The 25,356-nt window shown below is 62.0% G+C and carries 18 protein-coding genes and 1 pseudogene; 9 read left to right on the top strand and 10 right to left on the bottom strand.

Annotation, left to right across the window (positions count from 1 at the left end; genetic code table 11):
* Positions 1-72: 72 nt before the first annotated feature.
* Both acs and AXF15_RS03260 read right to left on the bottom strand, forming a co-directional pair.
* Positions 73-1,950: an acetate--CoA ligase gene (gene acs / locus AXF15_RS03265; protein WP_151192270.1), complete on the bottom strand. Its 1,878-nt coding sequence runs from the start codon at positions 1,948-1,950 to the stop codon at positions 73-75.
* Positions 1,951-2,054: 104 nt separating this feature from the next.
* Positions 2,055-2,906: a LytR/AlgR family response regulator transcription factor gene (locus tag AXF15_RS03260; protein ID WP_066603268.1), complete on the bottom strand. Its 852-nt coding sequence runs from the start codon at positions 2,904-2,906 to the stop codon at positions 2,055-2,057.
* A 196-nt stretch (positions 2,907-3,102) separates the two neighbouring features.
* Here AXF15_RS03260 and lepA point away from each other — a divergent pair, with 196 nt between their 5' ends.
* From lepA to AXF15_RS03245, 3 genes are read left to right on the top strand one after another with little or no spacing between them, the layout of a single operon-like run.
* A complete protein-coding gene (lepA, locus tag AXF15_RS03255; protein ID WP_066603266.1) occupies positions 3,103-4,905 on the top strand; it encodes a translation elongation factor 4 in 1,803 nt (600 codons plus the stop codon).
* Between the two features lie 57 nt (positions 4,906-4,962).
* Positions 4,963-5,562 carry a signal peptidase I gene (gene lepB / locus AXF15_RS03250; protein WP_066603264.1) on the top strand — a complete coding sequence of 200 codons (600 nt, stop codon included), beginning with the start codon at positions 4,963-4,965 and terminating at the stop codon, positions 5,560-5,562.
* Between the two features lies 1 nt (position 5,563).
* Positions 5,564-7,099 (top strand): YifB family Mg chelatase-like AAA ATPase, encoded by a 1,536-nt coding sequence (locus tag AXF15_RS03245; RefSeq protein WP_066603261.1) that lies wholly within the window; start codon positions 5,564-5,566, stop codon positions 7,097-7,099.
* Positions 7,100-7,756: 657 nt separating this feature from the next.
* Here AXF15_RS03245 and AXF15_RS03240 read toward each other — a convergent pair.
* From AXF15_RS03240 to AXF15_RS03220, 5 genes are read right to left on the bottom strand one after another with little or no spacing between them, the layout of a single operon-like run.
* Positions 7,757-8,959: an ABC transporter permease gene (locus AXF15_RS03240; RefSeq protein ID WP_066603259.1), complete on the bottom strand. Its 1,203-nt coding sequence runs from the start codon at positions 8,957-8,959 to the stop codon at positions 7,757-7,759.
* Positions 8,959-9,660: an ABC transporter ATP-binding protein gene (locus AXF15_RS03235; protein ID WP_066603256.1), complete on the bottom strand. Its 702-nt coding sequence runs from the start codon at positions 9,658-9,660 to the stop codon at positions 8,959-8,961. The genes AXF15_RS03240 and AXF15_RS03235 overlap by 1 nt, the downstream gene beginning before the upstream one ends.
* Positions 9,657-10,934 (bottom strand): efflux RND transporter periplasmic adaptor subunit, encoded by a 1,278-nt coding sequence (locus AXF15_RS03230; RefSeq protein WP_066603253.1) that lies wholly within the window; start codon positions 10,932-10,934, stop codon positions 9,657-9,659. Before AXF15_RS03230 ends, AXF15_RS03235 begins: the two co-directional genes overlap by 4 nt.
* 12 nt (positions 10,935-10,946) lie before the next feature.
* A complete protein-coding gene (locus tag AXF15_RS03225) occupies positions 10,947-12,368 on the bottom strand; it encodes an efflux transporter outer membrane subunit (RefSeq protein ID WP_066603251.1) in 1,422 nt (473 codons plus the stop codon).
* Positions 12,365-12,916, bottom strand: coding sequence for a TetR/AcrR family transcriptional regulator (locus AXF15_RS03220; protein ID WP_066603249.1), 552 nt, complete (start codon positions 12,914-12,916; stop codon positions 12,365-12,367). Before AXF15_RS03220 ends, AXF15_RS03225 begins: the two co-directional genes overlap by 4 nt.
* A 58-nt stretch (positions 12,917-12,974) precedes the next feature.
* Here AXF15_RS03220 and AXF15_RS13360 point away from each other — a divergent pair.
* The 3 genes and pseudogenes from AXF15_RS13360 (at position 12,975) to AXF15_RS03210 (ending at position 17,585) form a co-directional block, all read left to right on the top strand.
* Positions 12,975-13,633: pseudogene (locus tag AXF15_RS13360) on the top strand (IS1595 family transposase).
* Between the two features lie 147 nt (positions 13,634-13,780).
* Positions 13,781-15,115, top strand: a complete 1,335-nt coding sequence (locus tag AXF15_RS03215; RefSeq protein ID WP_066603248.1) for a M48 family metalloprotease — start codon at positions 13,781-13,783, stop codon at positions 15,113-15,115.
* Positions 15,116-15,203: 88 nt separating this feature from the next.
* Entirely contained in the window at positions 15,204-17,585 is a 2,382-nt protein-coding gene (locus AXF15_RS03210; protein ID WP_066603246.1) for a mechanosensitive ion channel family protein, read from the top strand.
* 125 nt (positions 17,586-17,710) lie between these two features.
* Here the strand turns inward: AXF15_RS03210 and AXF15_RS03205 are convergent, their stop codons facing one another.
* Both AXF15_RS03205 and cobT read right to left on the bottom strand, forming a co-directional pair.
* On the bottom strand, positions 17,711-18,343 hold the full coding sequence (locus tag AXF15_RS03205; RefSeq protein WP_066603245.1) for a DUF4126 domain-containing protein: 633 nt from the start codon (positions 18,341-18,343) through the stop codon (positions 17,711-17,713).
* 92 nt (positions 18,344-18,435) lie between these two features.
* On the bottom strand, positions 18,436-19,497 hold the full coding sequence (gene cobT / locus AXF15_RS03200; RefSeq protein WP_066603243.1) for a nicotinate-nucleotide--dimethylbenzimidazole phosphoribosyltransferase: 1,062 nt from the start codon (positions 19,495-19,497) through the stop codon (positions 18,436-18,438).
* 159 nt (positions 19,498-19,656) lie between these two features.
* Between cobT and AXF15_RS03195 the strand changes: the two genes are divergently transcribed.
* From AXF15_RS03195 to AXF15_RS03185, 3 genes are all read left to right on the top strand, one after another.
* The gene (locus tag AXF15_RS03195; protein WP_066603240.1) at positions 19,657-19,989 is read left to right on the top strand and encodes a hypothetical protein; all 333 of its coding nucleotides are present in this window, start codon (positions 19,657-19,659) and stop codon (positions 19,987-19,989) included.
* On the top strand, positions 19,959-22,388 hold the full coding sequence (locus AXF15_RS03190; RefSeq protein WP_211259003.1) for a DNA internalization-related competence protein ComEC/Rec2: 2,430 nt from the start codon (positions 19,959-19,961) through the stop codon (positions 22,386-22,388). The genes AXF15_RS03195 and AXF15_RS03190 overlap by 31 nt, the downstream gene beginning before the upstream one ends.
* Positions 22,389-22,741: 353 nt before the next feature.
* On the top strand, positions 22,742-23,215 hold the full coding sequence (locus tag AXF15_RS03185) for a bacteriohemerythrin (RefSeq protein ID WP_066603235.1): 474 nt from the start codon (positions 22,742-22,744) through the stop codon (positions 23,213-23,215).
* A gap of 81 nt (positions 23,216-23,296) precedes the next feature.
* Here AXF15_RS03185 and AXF15_RS03180 read toward each other — a convergent pair whose 3' ends face one another.
* Complete coding sequence (locus AXF15_RS03180) at positions 23,297-25,345, bottom strand: HD-GYP domain-containing protein (protein WP_066603233.1); 2,049 nt, start codon at positions 25,343-25,345, stop codon at positions 23,297-23,299.
* Positions 25,346-25,356: the final 11 nt, after the last annotated feature.

Here is a 25,356-nt window from a genome sequence, read left to right as displayed (position 1 = left end):
TCAGAAACCGGACGGTAAAAAGGCTTCAGGGGCTTGCCTCTGGCGGGATGCGGGTGTCTCGCAGAAAATACGCTATCCTTCCGTTTCTTCCATCTTTCTCCGCAGGGCCGCGCGGTCCGGGGCGCCGTCGGTTTTCGGCAGCGAGTCCACGAAATCCATCCCCCGGACCACGGCCACCGGGCCGATTTCCTTGCGCAGATGGGCTTTCAGCATGCGGATGATTTCATCTCGGTCATCCAGCACGGCGAAGTCCGGCCGCAGGACGATGAAAGCCCGGCCCACCTCGCCCTTTATCTTGTCCGGGACACCGATGACAGCGGCTTCGGCCACGGCCTTGTGAGCCATCAGGGCCTTTTCCACCTCGGCGCAGCCGATGCGGTGCCCGGCGATGTTCATCACGCCGTCGTTTCTGCCGTGCACCCAGATGAGGCCGTCCTCGTCCCGGCTGGCCGTGTCGCCGGTCCGGTAATGTTTCCGGGCGTTCCAGTACGCCGCCTCATACAGTTCGGCCTTGCGGTAAAGTCCCAGCAGCATGGACGGCCACGGGCGGGTCAGCACCAGACCGCCCTTTTTGCCCGGAGGAACGGCCTGCCCTTCGCTGTCCACAATATCGGCCTCGATGCCGGGCAGGGGACGATGCACCGAGCCGGGTTTCAGTGCCGAGACGGGCAGTGGCGCGATCATGCAGGCGCCGGTCTCCAGTTGCCACCACGTGTCCAGAACCGGACACTGGGAGCGGCCTGCGTGCCTGTGCAGCCAGAGCCACGCCTCGCGGGAGATGCCTTCTCCGGCCGTGGCCAGCAGACGCAGGGTGGAGAGATCGTGCATGTGCGGGTACTGTCCGCCGTAGCGCATGAGCATGCGGATGATGGTCGGCGCGGTGTAGAGAATGGTCACGCCGTGACGGTCCACCATGTCCCAGATGCGGTCGGCCTGCGGGTAGAGAGGGTGCCCTTCGTACATGACCGTGGTGGTGCCCGCCACCAGTGGGCCGTAGACAGCGTAGCTGTGCCCGATGATCCAGGCCATGTCGCCGGTGCACCAGAAAATGTCCGTGGGCTTGATGTCGAAAATCCAGTCCATGGTACGGTGGAGGCCGACCATGTAGCCGCCGTGGCCGTGAATCACGCCTTTGGATTCCCCGGTGGAGTCGGCGGTGTGCAGGATGAAGAGCGGGTCGTCCGCATTCATGACTTCCGTGGCCGATTCCGGACGTTCCTGGCGGATGATGGCCTCGTACCAGACGTCTCTGGTTTCGCTCATGTCCACGTCCAGGTTGGCGCGGCAGGCCACGATGACGGTTTCCACGCAGGAGCAGCCGCTCATGAGGGCTTCGTCCACCGTGGCCTTGAGGGGCAGAAGCCGGCCGTTGCGGTAGAACCCGTCGGCCGTGAACACCAGCTTCGCGCCCAGTTCGGCGACCCGCTGGCGCAGCACCTTGGCCGAGAATCCGGAAAACACGCCGCAGTGGATCGCCCCGATCTTGGCGCAGGCCAGCATGGCCGTCACGGTCTGGGGAATGGGCGGCATGTACAGGACCACGCGGTCGCCTCTGGAGACGCCCAGGGAGCGCAGCGCGTTGGCCAGGCGGTTCACTTCGCGGTACAGCTCGTAGTAGGTGTATTTTTTACCGTCTCCGGCCTCGCCTTCCCAGATCAGGGCCAGTTTGTTCTTGTTGACGGTGAGGATGTGGCGGTCCAGAGCGTTATGGACGATGTTGCATTGCCCGCCCGGAAACCATGTGTGCCGGGGCGCGCGGGAAGAGTCGAGCACCGCGTTCCACGGGCGGAACCAGTCCAGCTCCCGGGCCGCGTCCGCCCAGAATTCCAGACCCTTGTTTCGGGCCGAGGCGTACGCCGCGCTCAGTTCCTGAGGATTGACGTTGGCCTCGATGACCGTCTGGGGCAGGGGGCGGAATACAAGTTCCCCGTTGTGGGCGGAGTCGTTCATGACTGTCTCCTTGGTGCGGCGTACTTTACTCATAGCGTAACCTGGCGGAGCGGCCGGAAGGAAGCGTTTCCCGGTCAGCGGCGGCTGGGGCCAGGCGAACGATTCTAGAGTTGCAGGATTTTCTTCAGCTCCCCGATGCGGCGGCGGCTCACGGGCAGTTCGATTTTCTTGCGCCCGGCCGTGCGCAGCATGAAATTTCCTCCGGGCATGGAAGCGATTTCCGTGACCATGTCCAGATTGACCAGATATTTGCGGTGCACCCGGCAGAAGCGGTGCGGACGCAGCCTCGGCTCCAGGTTTTTCAGGCGGTAGGAGGTCAAAAACCGCTCCTGGGCGGTGTGCACGAAGCTGTAGTCCTCGTAGGCCTCCACGTAGACGATCTGCGTGTAGGGGATGAGGATGTGGCGTCCGTCCTGATTGACCGGCAGCTTCTCGATTTCCGGCGTGCGTTCGCGGTTCACGTCCCACGCCTGCCGCAGGGCGTCGACGAAGCCGTCTTCCTCGTCGCCCAGATCCAGACGCAGGGGCGCTTCGTCCGGGCCCGATGCGCGGGATGGCCTTGCGGGCGCGGACGCCGTCTTGCGGGGTACAAGGGGGCGCAGGCGGTCGATGGTACGCATGAGCCGCTCCCGGCTGGCGGGCCAGAGCAGGTAATCCGCCGCGCCCAGCTCGAAGGCCGCGAAGGCGTGGTCCTCCTCCGAGGCCAGAAAGACCAGAGCGGGCGGGTCGTCGCTTTGGGCCAGATAGGCGGCCAGCTCCATGCCGCTGACCCCGTGGGGCAGGTCCGTGCCCAGGAAAAAAATGTCGTAGGGGATGAAAGAGCGCATTTCCAGCGCCTCGAAGGAAGAGACGGCCTCGCCCAGGACGCGGATTTCCTTGACGGGGGCGAGCATGTCCCGCAGCCGGGCCCGGACCGAAGAGTCCGGATGGAGGAGAAGGGTTTTGAGGCTGGTCATGGAAGCTGCCGGTTTGCGGACCGCCCGGACCTGCGGTGCGGTTTCCGCCGGGCCAGACCGCTCTATGTCCGATCGGCGAACATCTCAAGCCCCGCCGCCCGCAGCCGGGCCGCCTTACGGGTCATTGGACATCGGCGGGGAATTTTTCTATCGGCAGCCATTTGGTATCCGTAAAAAAGGGAGTGCCCGCTCGCCTATGGCCAGACAAGAGCACATCAGAAATTTCAGCATCATCGCCCACATCGATCACGGCAAGTCCACCCTGGCCGACCGGATCATGGAACAGACCGGGCTCATTTCCGACCGCCAGAAGAAAGACCAGTACCTGGACCGCATGGAGCTGGAACAGGAACGCGGCATCACCATCAAGGCCCAGACTGTCCGCATCCCCTACACTTCCGCAAAGGGCGGAAAATACATTCTGAACCTCATCGACACGCCCGGCCATGTGGACTTCTCCTACGAGGTGTCCCGCAGTCTGGCCGCCTGCGACGGCGCCCTGCTGGTGGTGGACGCCACCCAGGGCGTGGAGGCCCAGACCCTGGCCAACGTGTACATGGCTCTGGACAACGATCTGGAAGTGCTGCCCGTGCTGAACAAGGTCGATCTGCCCAGTGCCGAGCCCGAACGGGTGTCCGAAGAGATCGAGGAAGTCATCGGCCTGGATTGCACGGATGTGATTCAGGTCTCGGCCAAGACGGGTCTCGGCGTGGACACGCTGCTGGAAAATCTGGTGGAGAAGGTGCCCCCGCCCAAGGGTGATACGGACGCGCCCCTGAAGGCTCTTATCTTTGATTCCTGGTACGACTCCTATCAGGGCGTGGTGGTGCTGTTCCGCATTCTGGAAGGCCGGATCAGAAACGGCCAGCGCATCCAGATGTGCGCCACGGGCAAGAAGTTCGAGGTCACCAAGCTCGGCGTGTTTTCGCCGGAGCCCATGGACATCGCCAGTCTGGGCGCGGGCGAGGTGGGCTTTTTGTGCGGCGCCATCAAGGAACTGAAAGACGCCCAGGTGGGCGATACCATCACCGATCCCGAACAGCCCACGGCCGAGCCCTTTCCCGGCTTCAAGGCCATAAAGCCCATGGTCTTCTGCGGACTCTATCCGGTGGAACCGGCGGAGTACGACACTCTGAAATCCGCCCTGGAAAAGCTGCAACTCAACGACGCCGCCCTGCACTACGAGCCCGAAACATCCCAGGCCCTGGGCTTCGGATTCCGGTGCGGGTTTCTGGGCCTTCTGCACATGGAGGTCATTCAGGAGCGGCTGGAGCGGGAGTTTCAGGCCAAACTCATCGCCACGGCTCCTTCGGTCATCTACCGGGTGACCAGAACCGACGGCGCGGTGCTGGACATCGACAATCCGAGCAATCTGCCGCCCCAGGAAAAGATCGCCTCCATCGCCGAACCCTTCGTGCGCATGGAAATCCATGTGCCGGGCGAGTTCGTGGGCAACGTGCTGGGCCTTTGCGAGGAGAAGCGCGGCATCCAGAAAGACATGCGCTACCTGACATCCACGCGGGTGGTCATCAGCTACGAACTGCCTTTCGCGGAAATCGTGTACGACTTTTTCGACCGCCTCAAGTCCGTGACCAAGGGCTTCGCCTCGCTGGACTACGAGGTCATCGACTACAGGGAGGCCGACCTGGTGAAGCTCGACGTGCTCATCAACTCCGAGCCCGTGGATGCCATGGCCGTCATCGTGCACCGTTCCAACGCGGCCTACCGGGGCCGGGTCCTGGCTCTCAAACTGAAGCGGGTCATCCACCGCCAGCTTTTCGAGATCATCATCCAGGCGGCCATCGGCAGCAAGATCATCGCCCGGGAACGGGTCGCCCCCTTGCGCAAAAACGTCACGGCCAAATGTTACGGCGGTGACATCACTCGCAAGCGTAAACTTCTGGAAAAACAGAAGGAAGGTAAAAAGCGCATGAAGCGCATGGGCAGCGTGGAAATCCCTCAGGAAGCTTTTCTGGCCGCGCTGCAACCAGATGAATGACACGGCTGCACCCCGGCCGGAATCTTCCCTACCCCTCAACACCGATCAGGCAGACATATGAATCCCCGTTGGCAGACAATGCTCAAGGAATATGCCGAAGCGCTCATCGTGGCGCTGGTGCTGGCCTTTTTCATCCGTTCCTTCGTGATCCAGGCGTTCAAGATCCCATCCGGCTCCATGCTGCAGACGCTTCAGATCGGCGACCATCTGCTGGTGACCAAATTCGCCTACGGCGTGAAGATCCCCTTCACCAACATCATGGTTTACGAGCGCGAAGGCCCCCGGCACGGAGACATCATCGTCTTCGAGTTTCCGGAGGACCCCTCCAAGGATTTCATCAAGCGGGTCATCGGCACGCCCGGTGACGTGATCGAAATCCGGGACAAACAGGTCTTCCGCAACGGGGAAATGCTGAACGAGCCCTACGTGCAGCACGTGCACTCCGCCATTGTGCCCCAGCGGGACAATTTCGGCCCCATCACCGTGCCGGAGGGCAAGTATTTCGTTCTCGGCGACAACCGTGACGAATCCTACGATTCCCGCTTCTGGGGTTTTGTCGAGCGCAAGACCATCGCGGGCAAGGCCCTCATTCTGTACTGGTCCTGGGAAAGCCTGTTCAGCATCCGCTGGGAGCGCATCGGCCAGCTGGTGGAATGAGATGATCGCCAAGGTCGCCACCGCCGCCCTCCACGGCATCGACGGGTTTTCCATCGAGCTGGAAGTGGATCTGGCGCGCGCGGGCATACCGGCCTTCACCATGGTTGGTCTGGCCGAAGGGGCGGTGCGGGAAAGCAAGGAACGGGTTTTCTCGGCTCTGAAGAATTCGGGATTCCGGCTGCCGCCCAGCCGCATCACCGTGAACATGGCCCCGGCCGATATCCGCAAGGAAGGGTCGGCCTATGACCTGCCGCTGGCCCTGGGGCTGCTGGCGGGAGCGGAAGTGGTGCCGCAGGAAAAGCTCTCGGGCCTCTATCTGGTCGGGGAGCTTTCCCTTTCCGGGGAACTCAAACCCGTCCCCGGCGCGCTGTCTTTGGCCCTGCGCGCCCGCGAGGCCGGAGCGCGGGGCATTGTGGTTCCGGCCGGAAACGGGCCGGAAGCGGCCGTGGTTCAGGAGCTTCCCGTACATGCGTGCTCTTCTCTGGGACAGGTGGTGCGTTTCGTTCTGGGCGAAGAGGATGTGCCTGCCCTGAGCTGCGAGGTGGACGACCTCTGGAGCGGCCGCACGCGGTTCATGCAGGACTTCGCCGAGGTCAAGGGGCAGGAGCGGGCCAAGCGGGCCATCGAGATCGCCTGCGCCGGAAACCACAATCTGCTTTTCATCGGCCCGCCGGGCAGCGGCAAAACCATGCTGGCCAGCCGTATTCCCACGGTCCTGCCGCCTCTGACCTTCGCCGAGGCCCTGGAAGTGACCAAGGTTCATTCCGCTGCGGGCAGGCTGCCTTCAGGCCATGCGCTCATCGTCTCCCGTCCGTTCCGTTCTCCCCACCATACCATTTCCGATGCCGGGCTCATCGGCGGCGGACAGTATCCGCGTCCGGGGGAGCTGTCGCTGGCCCATCGTGGAGTGCTCTTTCTGGACGAGCTGCCGGAATTCAGAAAACATGTGCTGGAAGTTCTGCGGCAGCCCCTCGAAGAGGGGCGGGTGACCATCGCCCGGGCCGCCGTGTCTCTGGAGTATCCGGGCAACGTGATGCTGGTGGCGGCCATGAACCCGTGCCCGTGCGGCTATCTGGGTGACCCGCAACATGTGTGCTCCTGTTCGGCCGTGCAGGTGCAGCGGTACCGTTCCCGGCTTTCCGGGCCCCTTCTGGACCGCATCGACCTGCATGTGGAAGTCCCGGCCGTACCGTACCGGGATCTGAAGCGTGGTGCGGGGCAGGTGGGCTCTGCCGCCATGCGTGAACGCATCGACGCGGCCAGGGCGGTGCAGCGCGCGCGGTACGCCGGGCTGCATTTTTCCTCCAACTCCGAATTGTCGGGCAAATGGCTGGAGCGGTTCTGCCCGGTGACGGAGGCTGAGCACGCTTTTCTGGAGAAGGCCGTACAGCGTCTGGGCATGTCGGCCAGGGCCTTCACCCGCGTGCTGCGCATTGCCCGGACCATCGCCGACATGGCCGGGGAAGACGCCCTGACCGTGCAGCATCTGGCCGAGGCCCTGAACTACCGGGGCCTGGACCGGCAGAGCGAAAGCTGAGAACCCACAGGGGGAAGAACATCATGGAAGAATAACAGAAAAAACTGAGCGCGTTTCCGTTCATCCTGGGCGGCATGTCTTTCATTCCCCTGATCGACGTGCCTTTCGGTGTCATCGCCATCATATGGCAAGGCGGGAGGCCGGACGCTTGCGCTGGCCGGATTCGGGGGAATAGCCTGCACAATTATCCTTTGCCCGGCTCTTTTTTACTTCGGATTTGTGCAACGCGGCGGAGTTTACGATGATCTGCAGAAGCAGCTCTCGGAAACCACGATTACTTCGTTGGTTCAATCCATTGAATTTTACAGAGTCCGGAGCGGAAACTATCCGGAATCGCTGGAAACGCTTCATAAGTTCATGCCCGAGGCTCAAGTGCTTCAAGTTTTTGCGACCCGGCTTGTATAACCGCCGGGAAAGAACCCGGATATTACCATTGAGTTAGCCGACGCCGACCACTATTGCCTGCTGCGTGTCGGCGTGGACGGACGCCCATTCAAGGTGGGATGGGTTAGAAGCCGGTGATTTTCCAGAAGGACCTATTCGCCGTTTTGAGCGGGTGACATCCCGCTGGCGGTAATGCCAGTGCCCACGGGGATTCTCGCTCAAATCTTCGCGGAGCGCGCTTTGCGCAAGCGGGCATTTCGGACGGCAGGCGCCCTATTCATGCCGCAGGGCGTCTATGGGATTGAGTCCGGCCGCGCGCCGCGCCGGGAAGTAGCCGAAAATGACCCCGATGGCCGCCGAGAACAGAAACGAGACGATGTTGATGAGCGGATCGAAAATATAGGGCACGCCCATGATCCCGGCCAGAATTCTGGACGCGGCCATGGCCAGCGCGATTCCGGCCAGTCCTCCGAGGCTCGACAGCACCACGGCCTCGATGAGAAACTGCATCAGCACCTCCCGCTCCAGAGCGCCGATGGCCAGACGGACCCCGATTTCGCGGGTCCGCTCCGTGACCGAAACGAGCATGATATTCATGATGCCGATGCCGCCCACCAGCAGACTCACGGCGGCCACCGCTCCGAGCAGCATCGTCAGCACCCTGGTGGTGCCGGTCAGGACCTCGGCCAGCTGGCGGGTATCCATGACCTGAAAATCGTCATCCTCGTTCTCTCCGATATTGCGCCGTTCTCTCAAAAGCAGCGTGAGCTGCTCCTTGACGGCGTCGATGGATGCCCCGTCCCGGACGGACAGGCTCAGGAACTGGATGTCCTGACTGCCCGTCAGCCTGCGCTGCACCGTGCGCAGGGGCATGACCACCACGTCGTCCTGATCCGAACCCATGCCCGACTGTCCCTTGGACTTGAGCACTCCGACAATTTCGCAGGAAAACTGATTGACGCGGATCTCGCTGCCCACGGGATTCTGACCGCCGAAGAGTTTTTCCCGCACTGTTTCCCCGATGACGCAAACGGCCTTGCCGGCCCGCTCCTCGGTGTCGCTGAAAACGCGCCCGGCGCTCAGTTTCCAGTTGCCCGACGGAAAATAATCTTCCGTGGCGCCGCAGATCTCAGTGGACCAGTTGTTGGCCTGGTACACGGTGGTTCCGGAGGTCCGGACCTGCGGGACGACGTATTCGGCGTCGGAAATCTGGCTGCGCACGGCGTCCGCGTCGGCGGATTTGAACTTCGGGGCGGAGCCGGAACCCGGTCCGAAACGCTGGCCCGGACTGACCATGACCAGATTGCTGCCCATGCTGGAAATTTCGTCGGACACGGATTTGGTGGCTCCGTTGCCCAGAGTGACCATGGTGATGACGGCGGCCACGCCGATGACGATGCCCAGAATGGTCAGAAAGGAGCGCATGAGATTGCGGCGGATGGCGCGCATGGCAAGAAGAAGTGTGTTCCAGAGCATCAGGCGGTTTCTCCATTGCGGCAGTCGCTGTCCACCCGTCCGTCCACGAAACGCACCACGCGCCGCGCATAGGCCGCGATGCCGGGTTCATGGGTGACCATGAGCACGGTGATGCCTTGGTCGCGGTTGAAGGAGACGATCAGATCCATGATTTCCTCGCTGGTGCGCGTGTCCAGATTTCCCGTGGGTTCGTCGGCCAGCAGCACCGAAGGCGAAGTGACTATGGCCCGGGCGATGGCCACGCGCTGCTGCTGCCCGCCGGACAGTTCGGCCGGCGTGTGGTGCTCCCAGCCTTCCAGCCCGACCTGTTTCAGGGCGGCGCGGGCCAGGGTGCGGCGCTCGGATGCGGCGTGACCGCGATAGATGAGCGGCAGTTCCACGTTTTCCAGAGCCGTGGTGCGTGCCAGCAGATTGAAGCCCTGGAACACGAAGCCGAGAAAATGCCGCCGCAACAGCGCGCGCTGATCCCGCTCCAGACGTTCGACAGGCACGCCCAGGAATTCGTAGGTGCCGCCGGAAGGTGTGTCGAGACAGCCCAGAATGTTCATGGTCGTGGACTTGCCGGAGCCGCTCGGCCCCATGACTGCCACGAAATCCCCGTTTTCGACGGACAGGTCGATGCCCTTCAGGGCCTGGAAGGCAAGGCGTCCCTGCCCGTAGGTCTTGGTGACGCCGGACAGCCGGATGAGAGGACTGCTCATGACGCGTTTACCAAGGATTCCGTGATGACCTCCATGCCTTCCCGCAGTTCTCCGCCGGTCACTTCGGTCATGTATCCGTTGGTGGCGCCGGTACGGATGGCGACGGCCTCCGGCAGCCCGCCGCGCAACACCCAGACATGGGGCGAAAAGGCGTTGACGGCCTGGGTTTTGGGAGCCGGCTGCGGCGGCCGGGGCATGAACGAGTCCATCAGGTCGGAGGACTGCTTTGCCGGATCACCCGTCGGCGGCGTGAAACGCAGGGCCGCGTTGGGCACAAGCAAAACCTTGTCGCGCGTCAGGGTGGTGATCTCGGCGTTTCCGGTCATGCCGGGCCGCAGGGACAGATCTTCATTGGTCACCGCCAGAACGGTCAGATAGGAGACGACTCCGTCTTTCGTCTGCGCTCCGTAGCTGACTCTGGTGACGGTGGCGTTGTACTGGCGGCCGGGCCAGGCATCGACTGTAAAGGTGGCGCTCTGCCCTTCGCTGACTTTGCCGACATCGGCCTCGTCCACGTCAACCTGCAGTTTCATGGTGGACAGGTTTTCGGCCAGCGTGAAGAGCACCGGCGCCTCGAACGACGCGGCCACGGTCTGCCCCGGTTCTATCTTGCGCTTCAGGACCACGCCGCTGATGGGGGAGCGGATGCTCGCCTTGGACAGATTGGTTTCGGCGGAGCGCAGTTCCGCCTTGGACTGGACCACGCTCGCCTCGGCACTGGCCACATTGGCCTCGGCCCGCCTGAAAGCGGCCTCGGCCGCGTCCATCTCGGTCCTGGCCGGAGCCTTGCCGCCGGAGAGACGCGACACGTCGCGGTAACGATTCAGTGCGGTGCGGGTTTCAGACAGGGTGGCCCGCATCTGCACCACTTGGGCCTCGGCCATGGCCAGACTGGCTTTGGACCTGGTCACCGCGTCCTGCAGCGTGGCGGTGTTCAGGCGCGCGACGACCTGGCCTTCCTGGACGCGGTCGTTGATGTCCACCAGCACCTCATCCACGATACCGGAAAGTTCGCTGCCCACATCCACTTGGTTGGTGGGCTCCAGGTTGCCCGTGGCCGAAATCCTGACCACCAGTTGTCCGATGGCCGCCGCCTCGGTCTTGAAGCGGGGCCTTGCCGCGTCATTTCCGGAACGCATGAAATATCCCGCAGCCGCTCCGGCGAGGGTCAGAAAGATCACGGCCAGCCATATCCAACGGCGTCTGGAACGGCCGGAGGAATGCGCCGCAATGAGTTGTCTCAGGGCTTCGCCCTGACGTGTGTTGTCGTTCATGTTTTTTGTTCCTCAGAGTGCCGGGTCCGGCCCGGATTGCGCGGACCATCCTCCGCCGAGGGCCTTGTACAGTTTGATGACGGAGGTCACGGCGTCCGCCCGGCTCTCGGCCAGACTGTCCTCCACGGACAGCAGGGTGCGCCGGGTTTCGAGCACCATCTGGAAATCCTTCAATCCGGCCTCATAGTTCCACCGCGCCAATTCCGCCGCGCGGCTCGCGGCCGCGACAGCATCGGTCAGAGCCACGGCCCGTTCCCGGCTCCGCAACAGGCCGGACAGCGCGTCTTCCACTTCCCGCAGCGCTGTGAGTACGGCCTGTTCGTAGGCGACGGCGGCCCGTTCCCGTACGGCGTCCTGAATTTCCACCTGATTGCGAAGCTTGCCCGCATTGAAGACCGGCGCGGTAATGCCGGACAAAAGGGACCATGCCGCCGCATCCGTTCCGCCGAGGCCACCCGGGGTCAGCGCTTCGAGACCGATGCTGCCGGAAAGCGTCAGGGACGGATAACGGGCCGCTTCGGCCACGCCCACGCGAGCCGTTTCCGCGGCCAGGGAGCGTTCCGCCGCCCGGATATCCGGACGCTGACGCAGCGTGTCGGCCGGGATGCCCACGGCGAACCGGTGGGGAACCACGGGCAATTCGCCGCCGGAGCCCAGCCGTTCGGCCAGGGCGCCGGGCGCTTTGCCCAAGAGCGTCTCCAGAGCGTGCCGTGCCTCGGCCAGACTGGCTTCCAGAACGGGGAGCCGGGCCCGAGTCTGCTCACAATCACCACGCGCCCGCTCCACATCCACATCCCCGGCAAGACCGGCCTCGGCCCGCCACATGGTGATTTCCAGAGTTTCAGACTGGCTGCTGAGATTGTCACGGGCAATGCGCAGTCTTTCCTGAAAACCGCGCACCATCACATAATTAAGCGCCACTTCGGCGGCGAGGGAAACCCGCGCCTGATCCAAAGAGGCTTCGGCAGATTCGGTATCAGCCGTTGCGGCCTCAAGGCTTCGGCGGACACCGCCGAAGACGTCCACCTCCCAGGAGGCGTCAAGACCGGCATTGTACAATTCACCGATCCGGCCGGAACCGCTTTCCTTGCTGGACTGGCTTCGGGTTGCACGGCCCGTGGCGCTGACGGACGGAAAAAATCCGGCCAGGGCCACGGCGCGGCGCGCACGGGCCTCGCGCAGCCGGGTCACGGCCAGACGCATGCCGGGGCTGGCTTCCAGAGCCTCTTCTACGAGCCGGGCCAGCAGCGGGTCGCCGAGACGTTTCCACCACCGGCCGATGTCATCCGGTGAAGCGGTAGTGATGGTGTCCGTGTCTTCGGCCTGGCTCCAGCCAACCGGCATATCCAGGCGGGGCGGAGCGTAATCCAGCCCCACGGATGCGCATCCCGCCAAGGCAAGCACAACAGGCAAGAGCAGCAAGCGCACGCTCATGGCCGCCCGTCTCCGGTCCCGCCGCCGAAATTCTGCCGCATGCGCAGCATGAGCATGGGTTGAATGCACACGCTCGCGATGCATGACCCGCAAAAATAAATTTTCTGTTCTCCGGCATCGGGTCTGAGCAGTTCACGCACCACGGACAGGGCTTTCTCCCAGAGGGGATTGAGCTCCTTGTGCATGGCTTCCCGCAACAGCCCCGTGGGATTGACGATTTCCATCTGGGAGATGAAAAAATCCTTGGTTTCCGGGTCAGTCAGCCTTTCCGTGAGCGCCCGCATCTGGCCGCGCAGGCGCTCCTCGGCGGGAGCGTCGGGACTGATGTCGCCGTCCGGCGGATGCTTGCGCATGGATTCGGTCAGGCAGTGCCACCAGGTTTCCTGGTAGAGGGCATCCCTGGTCCCGAAATAATAGTTCACGGCGGTGATATTGGCTTTAACGCGCTCGCAGATCCCGGCGATGGTGGCCCTATGGAAGCCTTTCCGCACGAATGCTTCGGACGCGGCCGCCAGCAGTTTTTCCCTGAGCGGTTTTTCTTTTTCCATGACGTCTCTAAAATGAAAGGTTCTAGACCATCAGACTATCGTCTGGCAGACTAGAAAAATGTTTGAAAACAGCAGGTTAAGTCGATAGTCGGAAAGATTATTGAATGCTTCGGCATCGACATTGACGCTGCCAGAACCTCTCTGCTCCTGAAGCTGAACAGAAAGACCGTGAACAGGTATTCTCTGGTTTTCAGGCGTTTAATTTATCTCCATCAGGTACCCCAAAAGGAGTAACTACTCGGTGTGGTTGAGGTTGATGAAAGTTTCTTTGGCCCGCCCGGGTTCGTGGCCGGCCCGGCCCTCGAAAAAGAGGCCGGGGCACGCTCAAGCAGCCGGTCTTCGGCATCTGTGAGCGTGACGGAGCGGCTTACACAGAGCTGGCCACGGACTGCCCGGCCAAAACGCTTCAAGCCATCATCAGGGGCAAGGTTTCGCCTGAGAGCATTATCCATTCCGGCTGCTGAAAGGGTATGACGGGCTGGTGGTGGGCCCGACAAACATTTCCGCATCAACAAATCCAGACAGTTTGCGAAAAAATCGGTCCACATCAACGGCATCGGAGCATTCTGAAGCTTTACAAAACGCCGCCTGGCAAAGTTTAACGGCGTGAAGCAGAATTTCGAGCTCCACCTCAAGGAGTGTGAACGGCGCTACAATCGAGCGCTGCCACAACTTCTCACCAGCCTCAGACTTTTGGTGGCAAAGAACAAAAACTGATGGTCTAGAGCCATACAAATTCAATCGGGCGTTTGTTTCGAACCTTCCGCCATGTCAAGGCAAAATGACGGACGGTGTGGAGCCGGGTTGTCAGCCTGCCACCGGGTGATGTAGCGGAACGCATGACTTCAACCGGAGGAATTCGCCATGCCGTTGCCTTTCGCGAACCGCGCCTATGCGGGCACTCTCACCCGCCGCGACTTCATCAAGCTCTCGGCCCTGGCCGCCCTGTCCACGGCGGCGGGCTGCGCGGCCAATCCCGTCACCGGCCAGAGCCAGTTTATGCTCATGGGTGAAGGTGAGGAGATCCGGCTCGATAAAACGGCTTCTCCCCACCAGTTTTCGGCCGACTACGGCCAGACCCAGGATTCCGCCTTGAATTCCTATGTGGCGGGTGTGGGTACGGCTCTGGACAGGGTCTCCCACCGTCCGCATATGCCCTATAATTTTCATGTGGTGAACGCGACCTACATCAATGCCTACGCCTTTCCAGGCGGCAGTATCGCCGTGACCCGGGGCATTCTGGCGGAGCTGGACAACGAAGCCGAGCTGGCCGCCCTGCTCGGGCACGAGCTCGGGCATGTGAACGCCCGGCATACGGCGGCCCGCATGTCCAAGGGCAAGCTTCTGGGCGCCCTGGTGGGCGGTGCAACGCTGCTGGCCGGAGCCAAGAGCAAGACCCTGGGCGACCTGGCCGGAACCCTGGGCGGAGCAGGGGCGGGCCTGCTGCTGGCCAGCTACAGCCGGGACGACGAGCGCCAGGCTGACGATCTGGGCATGGAATACATGGTCCGGGCCGGATACACTCCCGAAGGCATGGTCGGGCTCATGGACGTATTGCGGTCCATGAACAAGCGTCAGCCGAGCGCCATCGAGACCATGTTTTCCACCCATCCCATGAGTTCGGAACGGTATGAAACCGCCGTGAAATCCTCCCGCACCCGCTTTGGCGACAGAAAGGGCCAGTCCCTGAACAGGGAGCGGTACATGGATTCCACGGCCCGGCTGCGCAAGCTGGCTCCCATGTTCAAGCTGTTTCAGGAGGGGGACAAGGCCATGTCCTCCAAGGACTACGCCGTGGCCGAGGATCGTTACGCCCGGGGTCTGAAGATTTCTCCCGACGACTACGCCGGGTTGGTCATGATGGCCAAATGCCAGATCGCGCAGAAAAATCCCAAGGCGGCGCGGGGCTATGCGGACAAGGCCCGCAAGAGCTACCCGGCCGAGGCTCAGGCGCATCACATTCATGGTGTGGCGGCCATTCAGCAGAAGGACTATGCCGCAGCCCTGACCGATTTCAGCAACTACGAGCGGCTTTTGCCGGGCAATCCGGCCACGATCTTCCTGAAGGGTTTTGCCTATGAGGGCATGCAGGACAAGCAGCACGCGGCCGAACAGTACGCCCGCTACCTGAAGACGACCAATCAGGGTGAAATGGCCGAGCACGCCTATTCCCGCCTGAAAAGCTGGGGCTATCTTTAATTCGTTCCGGCGTGCTGCATGGATTGGAGAATTTCGGAACATCGACCGTCATTGCGCGGGCCGCGCATCAGATGATTTGAGGACGTCAATGAAGCGAATCATCCTGCTTTTGGTGCTGTTTCTTGCTTTGTCTCCCATGGCAGCCATGGGGGCGGAGTTTTTCGATACGGAGTCCTCGGCGATCTCGGCGTTCATCCGCACCAAGACCCAGGAGGCGGACGTCCTTTCCCGTGATGTGGAAGCCCTGCAGAAGCGTCTGGAACAGAGCCGGCCCGTCATCACGGACATGCTGGCCAAGGCGCGGGAGCGCGTACAGACCCTCGAAGTGGTCGCACGCATGGTCAAAACCAATCCCTACGACATGCGCGTGGCCCTGGCCGATGCCAGATACGCCCAGATTTCCCTGACCAAGGAGTTCCAGCAGCTGGAACTTCTGAGCAAGGATGTGGCGGCGAAACAGCAGGTCGCCCAGTCCCTGTCCGAGGATCTGGAGCGCAAATGGACCACCGGCATGAACGCCACCTTGCGCGGAGAAATCCAGGCCCTGCGCAAGAGCGCGGATGCGGCCTCCAAAAAGATGAAGACGCTGCGGGAGCAGCTGGAAGCGATCAATTCTTCCGTCAGCGACGTGCAGACCGGAGTTTCCGGCTGGATCACAAGTTTTGAATCGCAACTGACCGAAATCTGGAAAGCGGATTTTCTGGAAAAGAAGACTTTCCACCTGCTGCCCGACTCCGGAGAGAACAGCCTCGCGGGCATCGCGGACTGGTACGCCAACATGAAGACCTTCGCCGAGGAACAGTTCACGGCCATTACCGAAGAGCCGGGCTGGGCCGGGACTTTCGCGCTGTTCTGGCTGCCGTTCATCGTGGTCAGCTGCGTGGCCGTCCGCCACTTGTACAAGCTGTTTGAAAACATTCACACCAGAGGCCGGGTCGCGGCGATCCTGGGCATCCTGTGCCTTTCCCTGGGCCTTTCCCTGCTGGCCGCGTTTTTTTCGGGCAAGGTCCGTCAGACCTCGTTTCTGCTGTTCTGCACGCACTTTTTCGCGCTTATCGGCGTACAGGCCCTGGCCTGGGTTTTCCGGAACGTGAAGGGCATTCCGCCCCGCCAGATATTGCAGCCTCTCTGGCCTCTGGGCGTGCTGTCGATCACTGTGGCCCTGCTGGACCTGCTGCGCCTGCCGGACTGGTTCGAGCATCTGGTGTGGGTCATTCTGCTGGTGCTGAGCAGCCTCTTTTTCGGGATGATCCAGCCTGTCCGGCGTTATGAACGCTTCATCCGCAGGGCGCATCCTTATGTGCTGGCAGTGCTGGTGGCCGTGGCCATCCTCGGCTGGGGCAATCTGGCCATTCTGGCCAGCACGCTGTGGGGCGTGGTGGCTTTGGCCATACAGCTGTCTTTGGGGGCTGTCAGTGTGGTGCGCGTGTTTTTCGAGCGCATGGACAAGACCGGCATGCGCGCCGTGGCGGCGGACCTGGGCGTGACGGCGCTGACTCTGCTCGTCTATCTGGTCACGGCTTTGGGGGTGATCACCTGGATCACCGTGAATCTGGGCACCAGCGTGGTTTTCGAGAAACTCTCCACCCTGGAATTCAGCTGGGGGAATTTTTCCTTCAATTTTCTGCGGCTCGGCGTGGTGCTTCTTCTTTTCCAGGTGGTCCGCTCCCTGATTGCCGTATGGAAAACAGTGCTGGCAGGGGATCGTCTGGGGTGGAAGAATATCGACCGGGGTGCGGCGGCCTCCCTGCAGCGTATCGGCATGTACTGCCTGTGGATGCTCTTCGGACTGGTGAGCCTGAATCTGCTTGGCATCAGCCTGAGCAATTTCGCCGTTATTGCTGGCGGTTTGTCCGTGGGCATCGGCTTCGGCATGCAGACCATCATCAGCAACTTCATCAGCGGCCTGATTCTGTTGTTCGACCGGGCCATCCAGCCCGGAGACGTGATCGAGGTCAACGGGGTCTGGGGCAAGGTCATGAGTGTGAATATCCGCAACACCGAGGTGCAGACCTTCGACAACGCCAAGATTTTCGTGCCCAATTCAACGCTTATCGCCAACAATCTGACCAACTGGACCCATCGCAACGATGTGCGCATGCGGCGGGACGTGCTGGTGGGCGTGGCCTATGGGTCGGACATACAGCTGGTGAAGAAGCTGCTGCTGGAATCGGCCACGGAGCATCCGGCGGTTCTGAGCAGCCCCGAGCCGGCGGTGATTTTTTCCAATTTCGGAGCCAGTTCGCTGGACTTCACGCTGCGTTTCTGGGTCCGGCATGTGGATCTGGGCGTGTCCGCGTCATCGGAAATCCGGGAAGCCATTGACCGCAAATTCCGGGAGCACGGCGTGGAAATTCCCTTTCCGCAGATGGATGTACATGTGCGTTCCGGCGACGGCGCGGTGCGTGTGGAAATGGAAGATGGCCTGCGGAAGCATGTTGAGGCCGCGAGGGAAGGCGCGGAGAAATAGCCGGTCCAGCCTGAAAGCTTATTGCGGGCGATCGTCCGGTCGCTTGTCTTTTGCCCAGAGGGCAGCGTTATGCCGGGAACCGCCCACGTTGTTCGAACTTTCCGGAATACCCCCTTTTCAGCCGGTTATTGTCCCTGACCGCCCGGTACGTTGCCGGTACGGAACAGTCCGGCCAGAAAGCGGAAGATTCTTTTCACTCCAGCCCAGATTCTGGGCAGCAGCCAGATCACGAAAGCGATGAAGGCCACGAAGAGGGTCAGAAACACGAACGGATGGTAGACGGCCAGCCACAGGCCGCCGACCACGCCGATATCTTCGGCTGTGGAGGCCGCCCAGTTGCTGACGGGTTCGGGCGAGGTGTTGATGAGTATCCGCGTTCCGGATTTGGCCGCATGGGAGGCCGCGGCCACGCTGCCGCCCACCAGTGCCGCGGCCAGGGTCAGGGCCGGGTCCACCGTGCCCACGGCCCCGGCGGCCAGCACAGCTCCGGCCGGGATGCGGATGAAGGTATGCAGCGTATCCCAGCCGGTATCCACGCCCGGCACCTTGTCGGCAACGAACTCCACGACATACATGAATCCCGCCGCCACCAGCACGGCCGGATGCGAGAGGATTTCCAGGCCCGGAGGCAACTGCGCCCCTTCGGTCATGCCCATGATGCCCAGCATGAAGATGGCCGCGTACAAATTGATGCCGCTGGCCCAGGCCGCGCCCATGGTCAGGGCGATGATGGCGGCGACGTGCGTGAGCTGATCCATATCGGCCTCCTGTTTGTCTTCCGGTGCTGCTCTTTTCCCGCTTCGTCAATACCGGCCGAGAGAAAAGCGTTCGTCCCGGGCGGGGCAGGCGCTCACGCCCCGCTGTGCACTCCCGCCGTGTCGAATGTAGCCATTTCGTTGTAGATGTTGGCTGCGCAACGCAGCAGAAAAATGGCCATGGCCGCGCCGGTGCCTTCTCCCAGACGCAGGCCCAGCTGGAGAAGCGGGGACGCTTTCAGGGCGTCCATGACCGCCTTGAAGCCCGGTTCGGCCGAAGCGTGGGAGAAAAAGGCGTATTCCCTGGTCAGAGGGCAGATGGCATGGGCCGCGACAAAGGCGCTGGTGGAGATGAAGCCGTCGATGACCAGGGCCATGCGCAGGCTTGCGCCGCCCAGAATCATGCCCGCGAGGGTGGCGATCTCGAATCCGCCGAGGGCCGCCAGAATATCCACGGGGTCGGCGGAGGAGATGGTTTGTGCATGCAGGTCCAGCGCGTTTTCAATGACGCGGACTTTGTGCTGTACGCCCCGTTCGGAAAGGCCGGTGCCCGGGCCGGTGATGGAGGCGGGGGAAAGACCCAGATAGGCACAGAACAGCGCCGTGGCCGGAGTGGTATTGGCGATACCCATCTCGCCGGTGCCCAGGGTGATGATGCCGTCCGCATGGGCCTGTCGGGCCAGATTCACGCCGTTTTCCAGGGCCTGCAGGCATTGCTGCCGGGTCATGGCCGGGCCGGTGGTGAAATCCGCCGTTCCCGGAGCCGTCTTGCACTGGACAAGATCGGGATGATCGGGAAATCCGCCCCCCAGGCAGCCCGCATCCGCCACTTTCAGGTCCACTCCCGCGGTACGGGTCAGCACGTTGATGGCCGCGCCTCCCCGCATGAAATTTTCCACCATCTGCCGGGTCACTTCCTGCGGAAAGAGGCTCACGCTCTGTCCGGCCACGCCGTGGTCTCCCGCGCAGGTATAGATCCGGGCCGGGTCGGCCTGTGGAGAACCCTGACGGATGGCCGCGAGACGGCAGGCGATATGTTCCAGCGTGCCGAGGCTGCCCGGGGGCTTGGTCTGCGTGTCGAGATGGGCCTGAGCCTGTTTGAAATACGCGGGATCCAGCGGCTGGATGCGCTCCGCGACGGACATGGGAGAAAACATGCTCGCTCCGTGATGCTGTTGAGGGGAAAGTTCGGCCGCGCGGCTCTAGAGTGCGGCGGCCGGTGCCGGTTGTGCCGCTCTCCCTGGATCTTGTCCAGACAGGGGGCCTCTTTTCAGCGGAAATCTGCTCGCGGAAACTTTTTTGCAAGGAGGGATGAAATGTCTTTTATCGAAGAACTGGATAATACGCGGGAGCTGCTGAAACATCCTCTTGTTTCCCGCGATCTGGCCAGAGCCGGAGAGCGCTCTCTGCCCTGGATGCGCGAGCACGCGTCCGCTCTGGAGGGTGCAGGCTGGACGGTGGAGCGGCTCTATCGCGTGGGGGCGCTGCCCTTTCCGTATTCCGAGTGGGGGCCGGGCTGGCTGACTCTGTGGAATAACGAGAAATGCGAGCCCCGGCTGGACGAAAGAGGAAATATCGAATTTGTCCTGAACGAAGCCGGCGGCAAGGTGGTGCAGACGTGCTGGGTGGCCGGGCACTTTCTGGAGTGAGCGCGGACGTGCCGCCGCGCCGGACGATACCGGGCATCCATCCTTCCGGTCCGCTGGTGTTGCTCGGCTGGCAGCGGCTTTTTCTGGGATATGCTTGCGGTCTGCTGGGTGCCGCGTATTTCTGGAGCGCCTGTCTGGCTCTCCTGCTTCTGGGGCTGGCTTCCGCTCGAGGGAAAGAAGCGTTTTTTCTGGGGGGCGCGTTTCTTCTCGGACTGGCTGTGGGCGGAAACGGTCACAACCCGCCCGCGGAATTCTGGAACGCCACGGTGCGGGTTTCCGGCGTGGTGGAAGAGGTGCGCACATACCCCGGCGGCAGGGTGAACATCGTCGCCGGGCAGGTACGGGATGCGGAGTCCGGAAGTTTCCTGCCGGGACGGCTGCTCTGGACGCTGGAAGGCGTGTCGGCCCCGCCTGGGACGGGCAGCCGGTTCGAGGCGAAGCTGCGTATCCGCAAGCTTCAGGGCCGGGCGAATTTCGGCCTGTCCGGTCCGGAGAGTTTCTGGGCGCGGGAAAACGTCTGGCACCGCGCGTATTCCCGTGGGGATGAGGGCGTTGAGTGGTCCGGGGATGTCTCCGGGCGGTCCCGGCTGATGGCCCGGATTGAAACCCTGCTGCCGCAAGGTGGCGGAGCGGCCGTCCGGGCTTTGCTTTTCGGGGACAGGCTGCGGCTGGAGCCGGAATTCATGGACCGCATCCGCCGGGCCGGGCTGGCGCACAGTCTGGCCTTGTCCGGGCTGCATCTGGGGATTGCGGCCGCTTTCGGATTCGGCGCGGCCTGGGTGCTGGGAGCCATGTGCCCGCCGGTTCTGCTGCGTATCCCCCGCCAGAAGCTGGGCCTTGTCCTGGCCCTGCCTGTGGCGGCCGCGTATTTGTGGCTGGGCGGGTTCGCTCCGTCCCTGCAACGGGCTTTTCTCATGCTCGCGGTCATGGCCGCGCACCAGTTGTCCGGGACGCGGCGCAGCCTGCAGGACTCGCTTTTGTGGGCGGTCTGTCTGCTCGTCCTGCCGGAGCCGGCTGCGGTGCACGATGTCAGTCTGCAACTGTCGGTTCTGGCCGTGGCCGGTATTGTCCTGTATCTGCCTCTTTTCAGTCTGTCCCGGCTGCGGGAAAAAATTCCTCCCCCGGTCATGTTTCCGCTCACTCTCGCCGCCGTGACCGTATGCGCCAATCTGTTCCTCTTGCCGGTACAGGCGCTCTATTTTTCCGAGTTTCCGCCTTTTTTGCTTCTCAATCTGGTCTGGTTGCCGGTGTTGAGCCTGGCCACTCTGCCGCTTTGTTTCGCGGGGCTCGTCCTGAGTTTTTTCTGGGATGGCGGCGCGGGCGCATGCTTCTGGCTGGCCGGGTGGACGGTGGACGCGCTGGCTTGCGGCCTGGAAGTTCTGGACAGGGGTGGATGGCTCGACGCGGTGGCCGTGCTGCGGCCATGCGGCGTAGAAGTTATCGGCTATTGGGCCGTGCTCGTGGCGGCCAGTGCGCTGTTGGCGCATCAGGGGCCATCCAGGGGCAGATGCCTGGCTTTTTTCGGTCTGGGCCTGATGCTGCTTTCGGCTCCGGCTGCATGGCAAATGCTGAACTCCGCGACTTCCCGGATCGAGATGACGGTGCTGGATACGGGCATGAGTCAGGCCGTTTTCGTGCGGACGGCCGCAGGCCGGACCCTGCTTTTCGACGGAGCCGGAGCCTGGGGCTCAGATTACGATCCGGGGCGGGCGGTGGTGGGACCGGCTCTGGCCTGGGATCATCCGCCCCGGGCGGACATGGTTTTTCTGTCGCATATGGATGCGGATCACGTACGTGGTCTGTTTCATATTCTGGATACTTTTGACGTGAGATTCTTCGGATGGACGGGGTTGCTGGATAAAACGGAGGATTCCCGGCGGCTGAGAGGTTTTCTTGAACGGAATCAGACCTTAGTGCGCGTGCTGCGCCGTGGAGACAGGATCTCCGTGGGGCCGGATCTGTGGCTGGAAGTGCTGCATCCGGGCCGTGAATATCGGGGTGTTTCAAGCAATGACTCTTCCCTGGTGTTGCGGCTGGTCTGGCGGGGTAAAGGTCTGGCCCTGCTGCCGGGCGATGCGGAGCGCCGGGCGCTGGGGGAAATGCTGAACAGCAGTGCGCCTCTTCAGTCTGATGTGTTGATCCTGCCGCACCACGGTTCCAGATCGAGTCTTTCTCCAAGGTTGTACGAAGCGGTGGACGCGGGCTGGGCCGTGGCGGCCTGCGGGCCGGACAATCGTTTCAGGTTTCCCCATCCCGAAGTTGTAGCCGCGTGCGAGGAACGGGGCATGCGCGTGCTGACCACGGCCCGCTACGGAGCCGTCCGTTTTTCCTGGGTCGATGGAGAACTGGAGCGGGTGCGTTCCGCCAGATATTCTCTTCGGCCGGAGGATATACCGTGATTTCGTGGAAACCGGTTCGTCCGAGAGCGATGAATGCTTTCGGGCATGATGATTATGGGCATATATTTTGCTTTTTTCTCAGGCCCGCCGTGGATGCATCTTGACCCGGGACCCGCTGTTCTCTAGGAAATGTGGCTTAGCTGCACAAAAAAGCCTGGGCTTTTGCATTTTCCGGAACAGCCCAGTTTCCGGGAGCGGAGGATGCACTCAATGAACGCGCAGGCAGGAAGAATTCGGTTTTATGAATCCGGTCTGCCGGAAAAACTTCTGCCGCATGCCGGGGCGCTTTTGAAACAGCGGGCCGTCTTGATGCCGCTGGAAACTTGAGTACCCATTTTTTATACGGAGGATATATGGCTCGATTGGAATGGCAGGACGACCTGAACACTGGCATCGATATCATTGACCAGCAGCATCGCAGGATCCTCGAATATATCAATGCTCTCGAAGGAATCGGGCCGCAGCATCCTTTTCGTCCCAGTGCGGAAGCCGGAAATGTCATCGACGAGCTTGTGGACTATACCATGTCCCATTTCGCCTTTGAGGAAACCCTCATGGAAGATGCCGGGTACGAATTTTTCAACCCGCACAAGAAGGTACACCAGATTTTTGTGCAGCGGGTGGGAGAGTTTCACTGCAGATTCAAGAGCGGGGAAAACGTCACCGCGGAACTGCACGGCCTTCTGCACAGCTGGCTTTTCAACCATATCCGCAGAGACGACGCCAACTATGTTCCGGCGGTCAAGGCCATGCTCGAACGGAAAAAACGCAGTACCGATGAAGGCTGGCTCTCTAACAGGCTGGGAAGATTCTTCAAAAGAAAATAACGAGTGTAAACGTCAAGGGGCACAACATGGCGCCCCTTTTTTGTCACATCCTGCCAATTTTTTCTTCCTGTCGGACTTCCGTCACTCCCGGGCCTTTTGCAGCACCTTGTCCCCCTGCGCCGTGTCCATGGCCGCGCGCAGGGCATCCACAATGCGCCGGTCGTAACTCGTTTCGGACGCCTGGAGGTTTTCCAGCGCCTGTTCCACGGTCATGGCCGGACGGTAGGCTCTGGGACGGATCATGGCGCAGAAGCTGTTGGCTACGCTCAGCACCTTGGCGTGCAGGCCGATTTCCTCGTCGTGCAGGCCCTTGGGATATCCGCTGCCGTCCAGTCGTTCGTTCATCTGCACCACGGCCTCGAAAACGGGCAGATCGAAATTGATCTGGCGCAGGATGCCCGCCGCATGTTCCACATGCTTGCGAATCAGGTCCTTTTCCATCTCGGAAAGCTGTTCGGCCTTGGTCAGAACGGCCTTGTCCACGAAGATTTTGCCGATCTGGGAGAGGGTGGAGGCGATTTCCACCGTGGATTTCTCCTCGGCGGACATGTGCAGGCTGTCGGCCAGCAGCGAAGACACCTCGCGCATGAGGGCCGAATGTCCGGCCAGGTAAGGGTCCGTGAACTCGATGGCCTTGACCAGGGCTTCCACGGTCTGAAAAACGGCCTGCCGTTTGCGTTCCTCGGCCTGGATCATGGACGTGATGTCCCGGAACACGGCGATGACGCCCTCAGGTTCGCCCTGGTCGTTTCTGAGCGGCACCTTGGTGATCTGGAAGTGGTGGAGCTGCGACTTCAGATAGATGCGTTCCGTGGTCGTCACGGGGCCGCCGGTTTTCAGCGCTTTTTCGTCGGACTGCTCCAAGCGTTTGCCCGTGTCGAATCCGAACAGGGCCACATCGTCCATGCCGTGAATCTCTTCCTCTGCTCTGCCCACGCCTTCCGCCAGGGCTGGATTGGCGTAAGTATAGGCGCCGTCCAGATTTTTGACGGCGATGAAGTCGGGAATGGTGTCGTTGATGGAGTCCAGAAAATTGCGCTGCTTTTCCAGCTCCTGGGCCAGGGCGCGGAACCTTTCGGCCGTGTCTTTGTGTTTTCTGCCCATGGTGCGCCACCAGATCAGGCCGAAAAGCAGGCTGATGGCCAGAGCGATGAGCGTGGCGATGAGCACGGAAACGCGGGCGTACTGCTGCAGGGTCCGGGTGGCCTCCCGGGCGTCCACTTCCTGCACGATCCAGATGTCCAGGTCCGGCAGCTTCACTCCCAGAGAATAGACTTCGCCGTTTGCGCCGCCGCGCCGGGCAAAGGGCAGTTCTTTCGCGTCGTTCAGAGCCAGGGGCATGACCAGCGGGGCCGTTCCTCCGGGCTGCCAGGGGACAATTTCCTGGAATCCGGCTCCGGCTGTCTGCATGATTCTGGTCCGTTCGCCGCTGGCCGAAAGCGGAGTGTTGGAAAGAACGGATGTTACGGCGGTGTTGGCGCTCTTGGTCAGCATGACCACGGCAGCGGCCTTTTTCTCATCCTGTGCCGTGGATATGATGGGAACGAACATATCCAGCACGAGGCCCGTGTCTTCCTGGCGCAGGCTGGAAAAATGCGTCATGGGGGCGGCGAAGGTTTTCTTGACGGAAGCCGCCTGCTGCGGTGAAAGGGGCTGCAGCCGGGAGTCGGAGCCGATATAGGATTGTCCGCTGCGGTGCACGATGCGTCCGGACAGGAACCCGGCGAAGGTGGTGAAATCCGCGAAGGTCCGGTGCATGAGGGGGAACTGGTCGGCCAGCTGGGCCATCTGGTCGTGCTCCCGGCCTTCGGGGATGGCTCCGGTGATCAGAAAGCCGGGGTCGGCGTCGATGAGGTCCATGTCCGTGGCGTACAGGCGGAACAGATCCGACGAGATAAGGCGTTCGCTTTGTTGCTCCAGGCCGGAGAGCCAGGATGTGAACACCTCGGTCCGGCCTCTTGCCAGAAGCTCCAGGCGCTCCCGGATCTGCTCGTTCAGTTCCGCCTGTTTGGTCCGGATGCTCCATCCCACCCAGGTCATGAGGGCGGCGAAGATCAGGGCGATGATGGCCGCGCCCATGATCAGTTCGGATTTTCCACCGCTTGAACCGGCGTTTTTCGATGTTGTCATGTGCCCGTCTC

Source organism: Desulfomicrobium orale DSM 12838 (assembly GCF_001553625.1).
Taxonomy (GTDB): domain Bacteria; phylum Desulfobacterota; class Desulfovibrionia; order Desulfovibrionales; family Desulfomicrobiaceae; genus Desulfomicrobium; species Desulfomicrobium orale.
The sequence above is the reverse complement of the archived record's forward strand: the minus strand, read 5'-3'. Positions and strand labels throughout refer to the sequence as shown.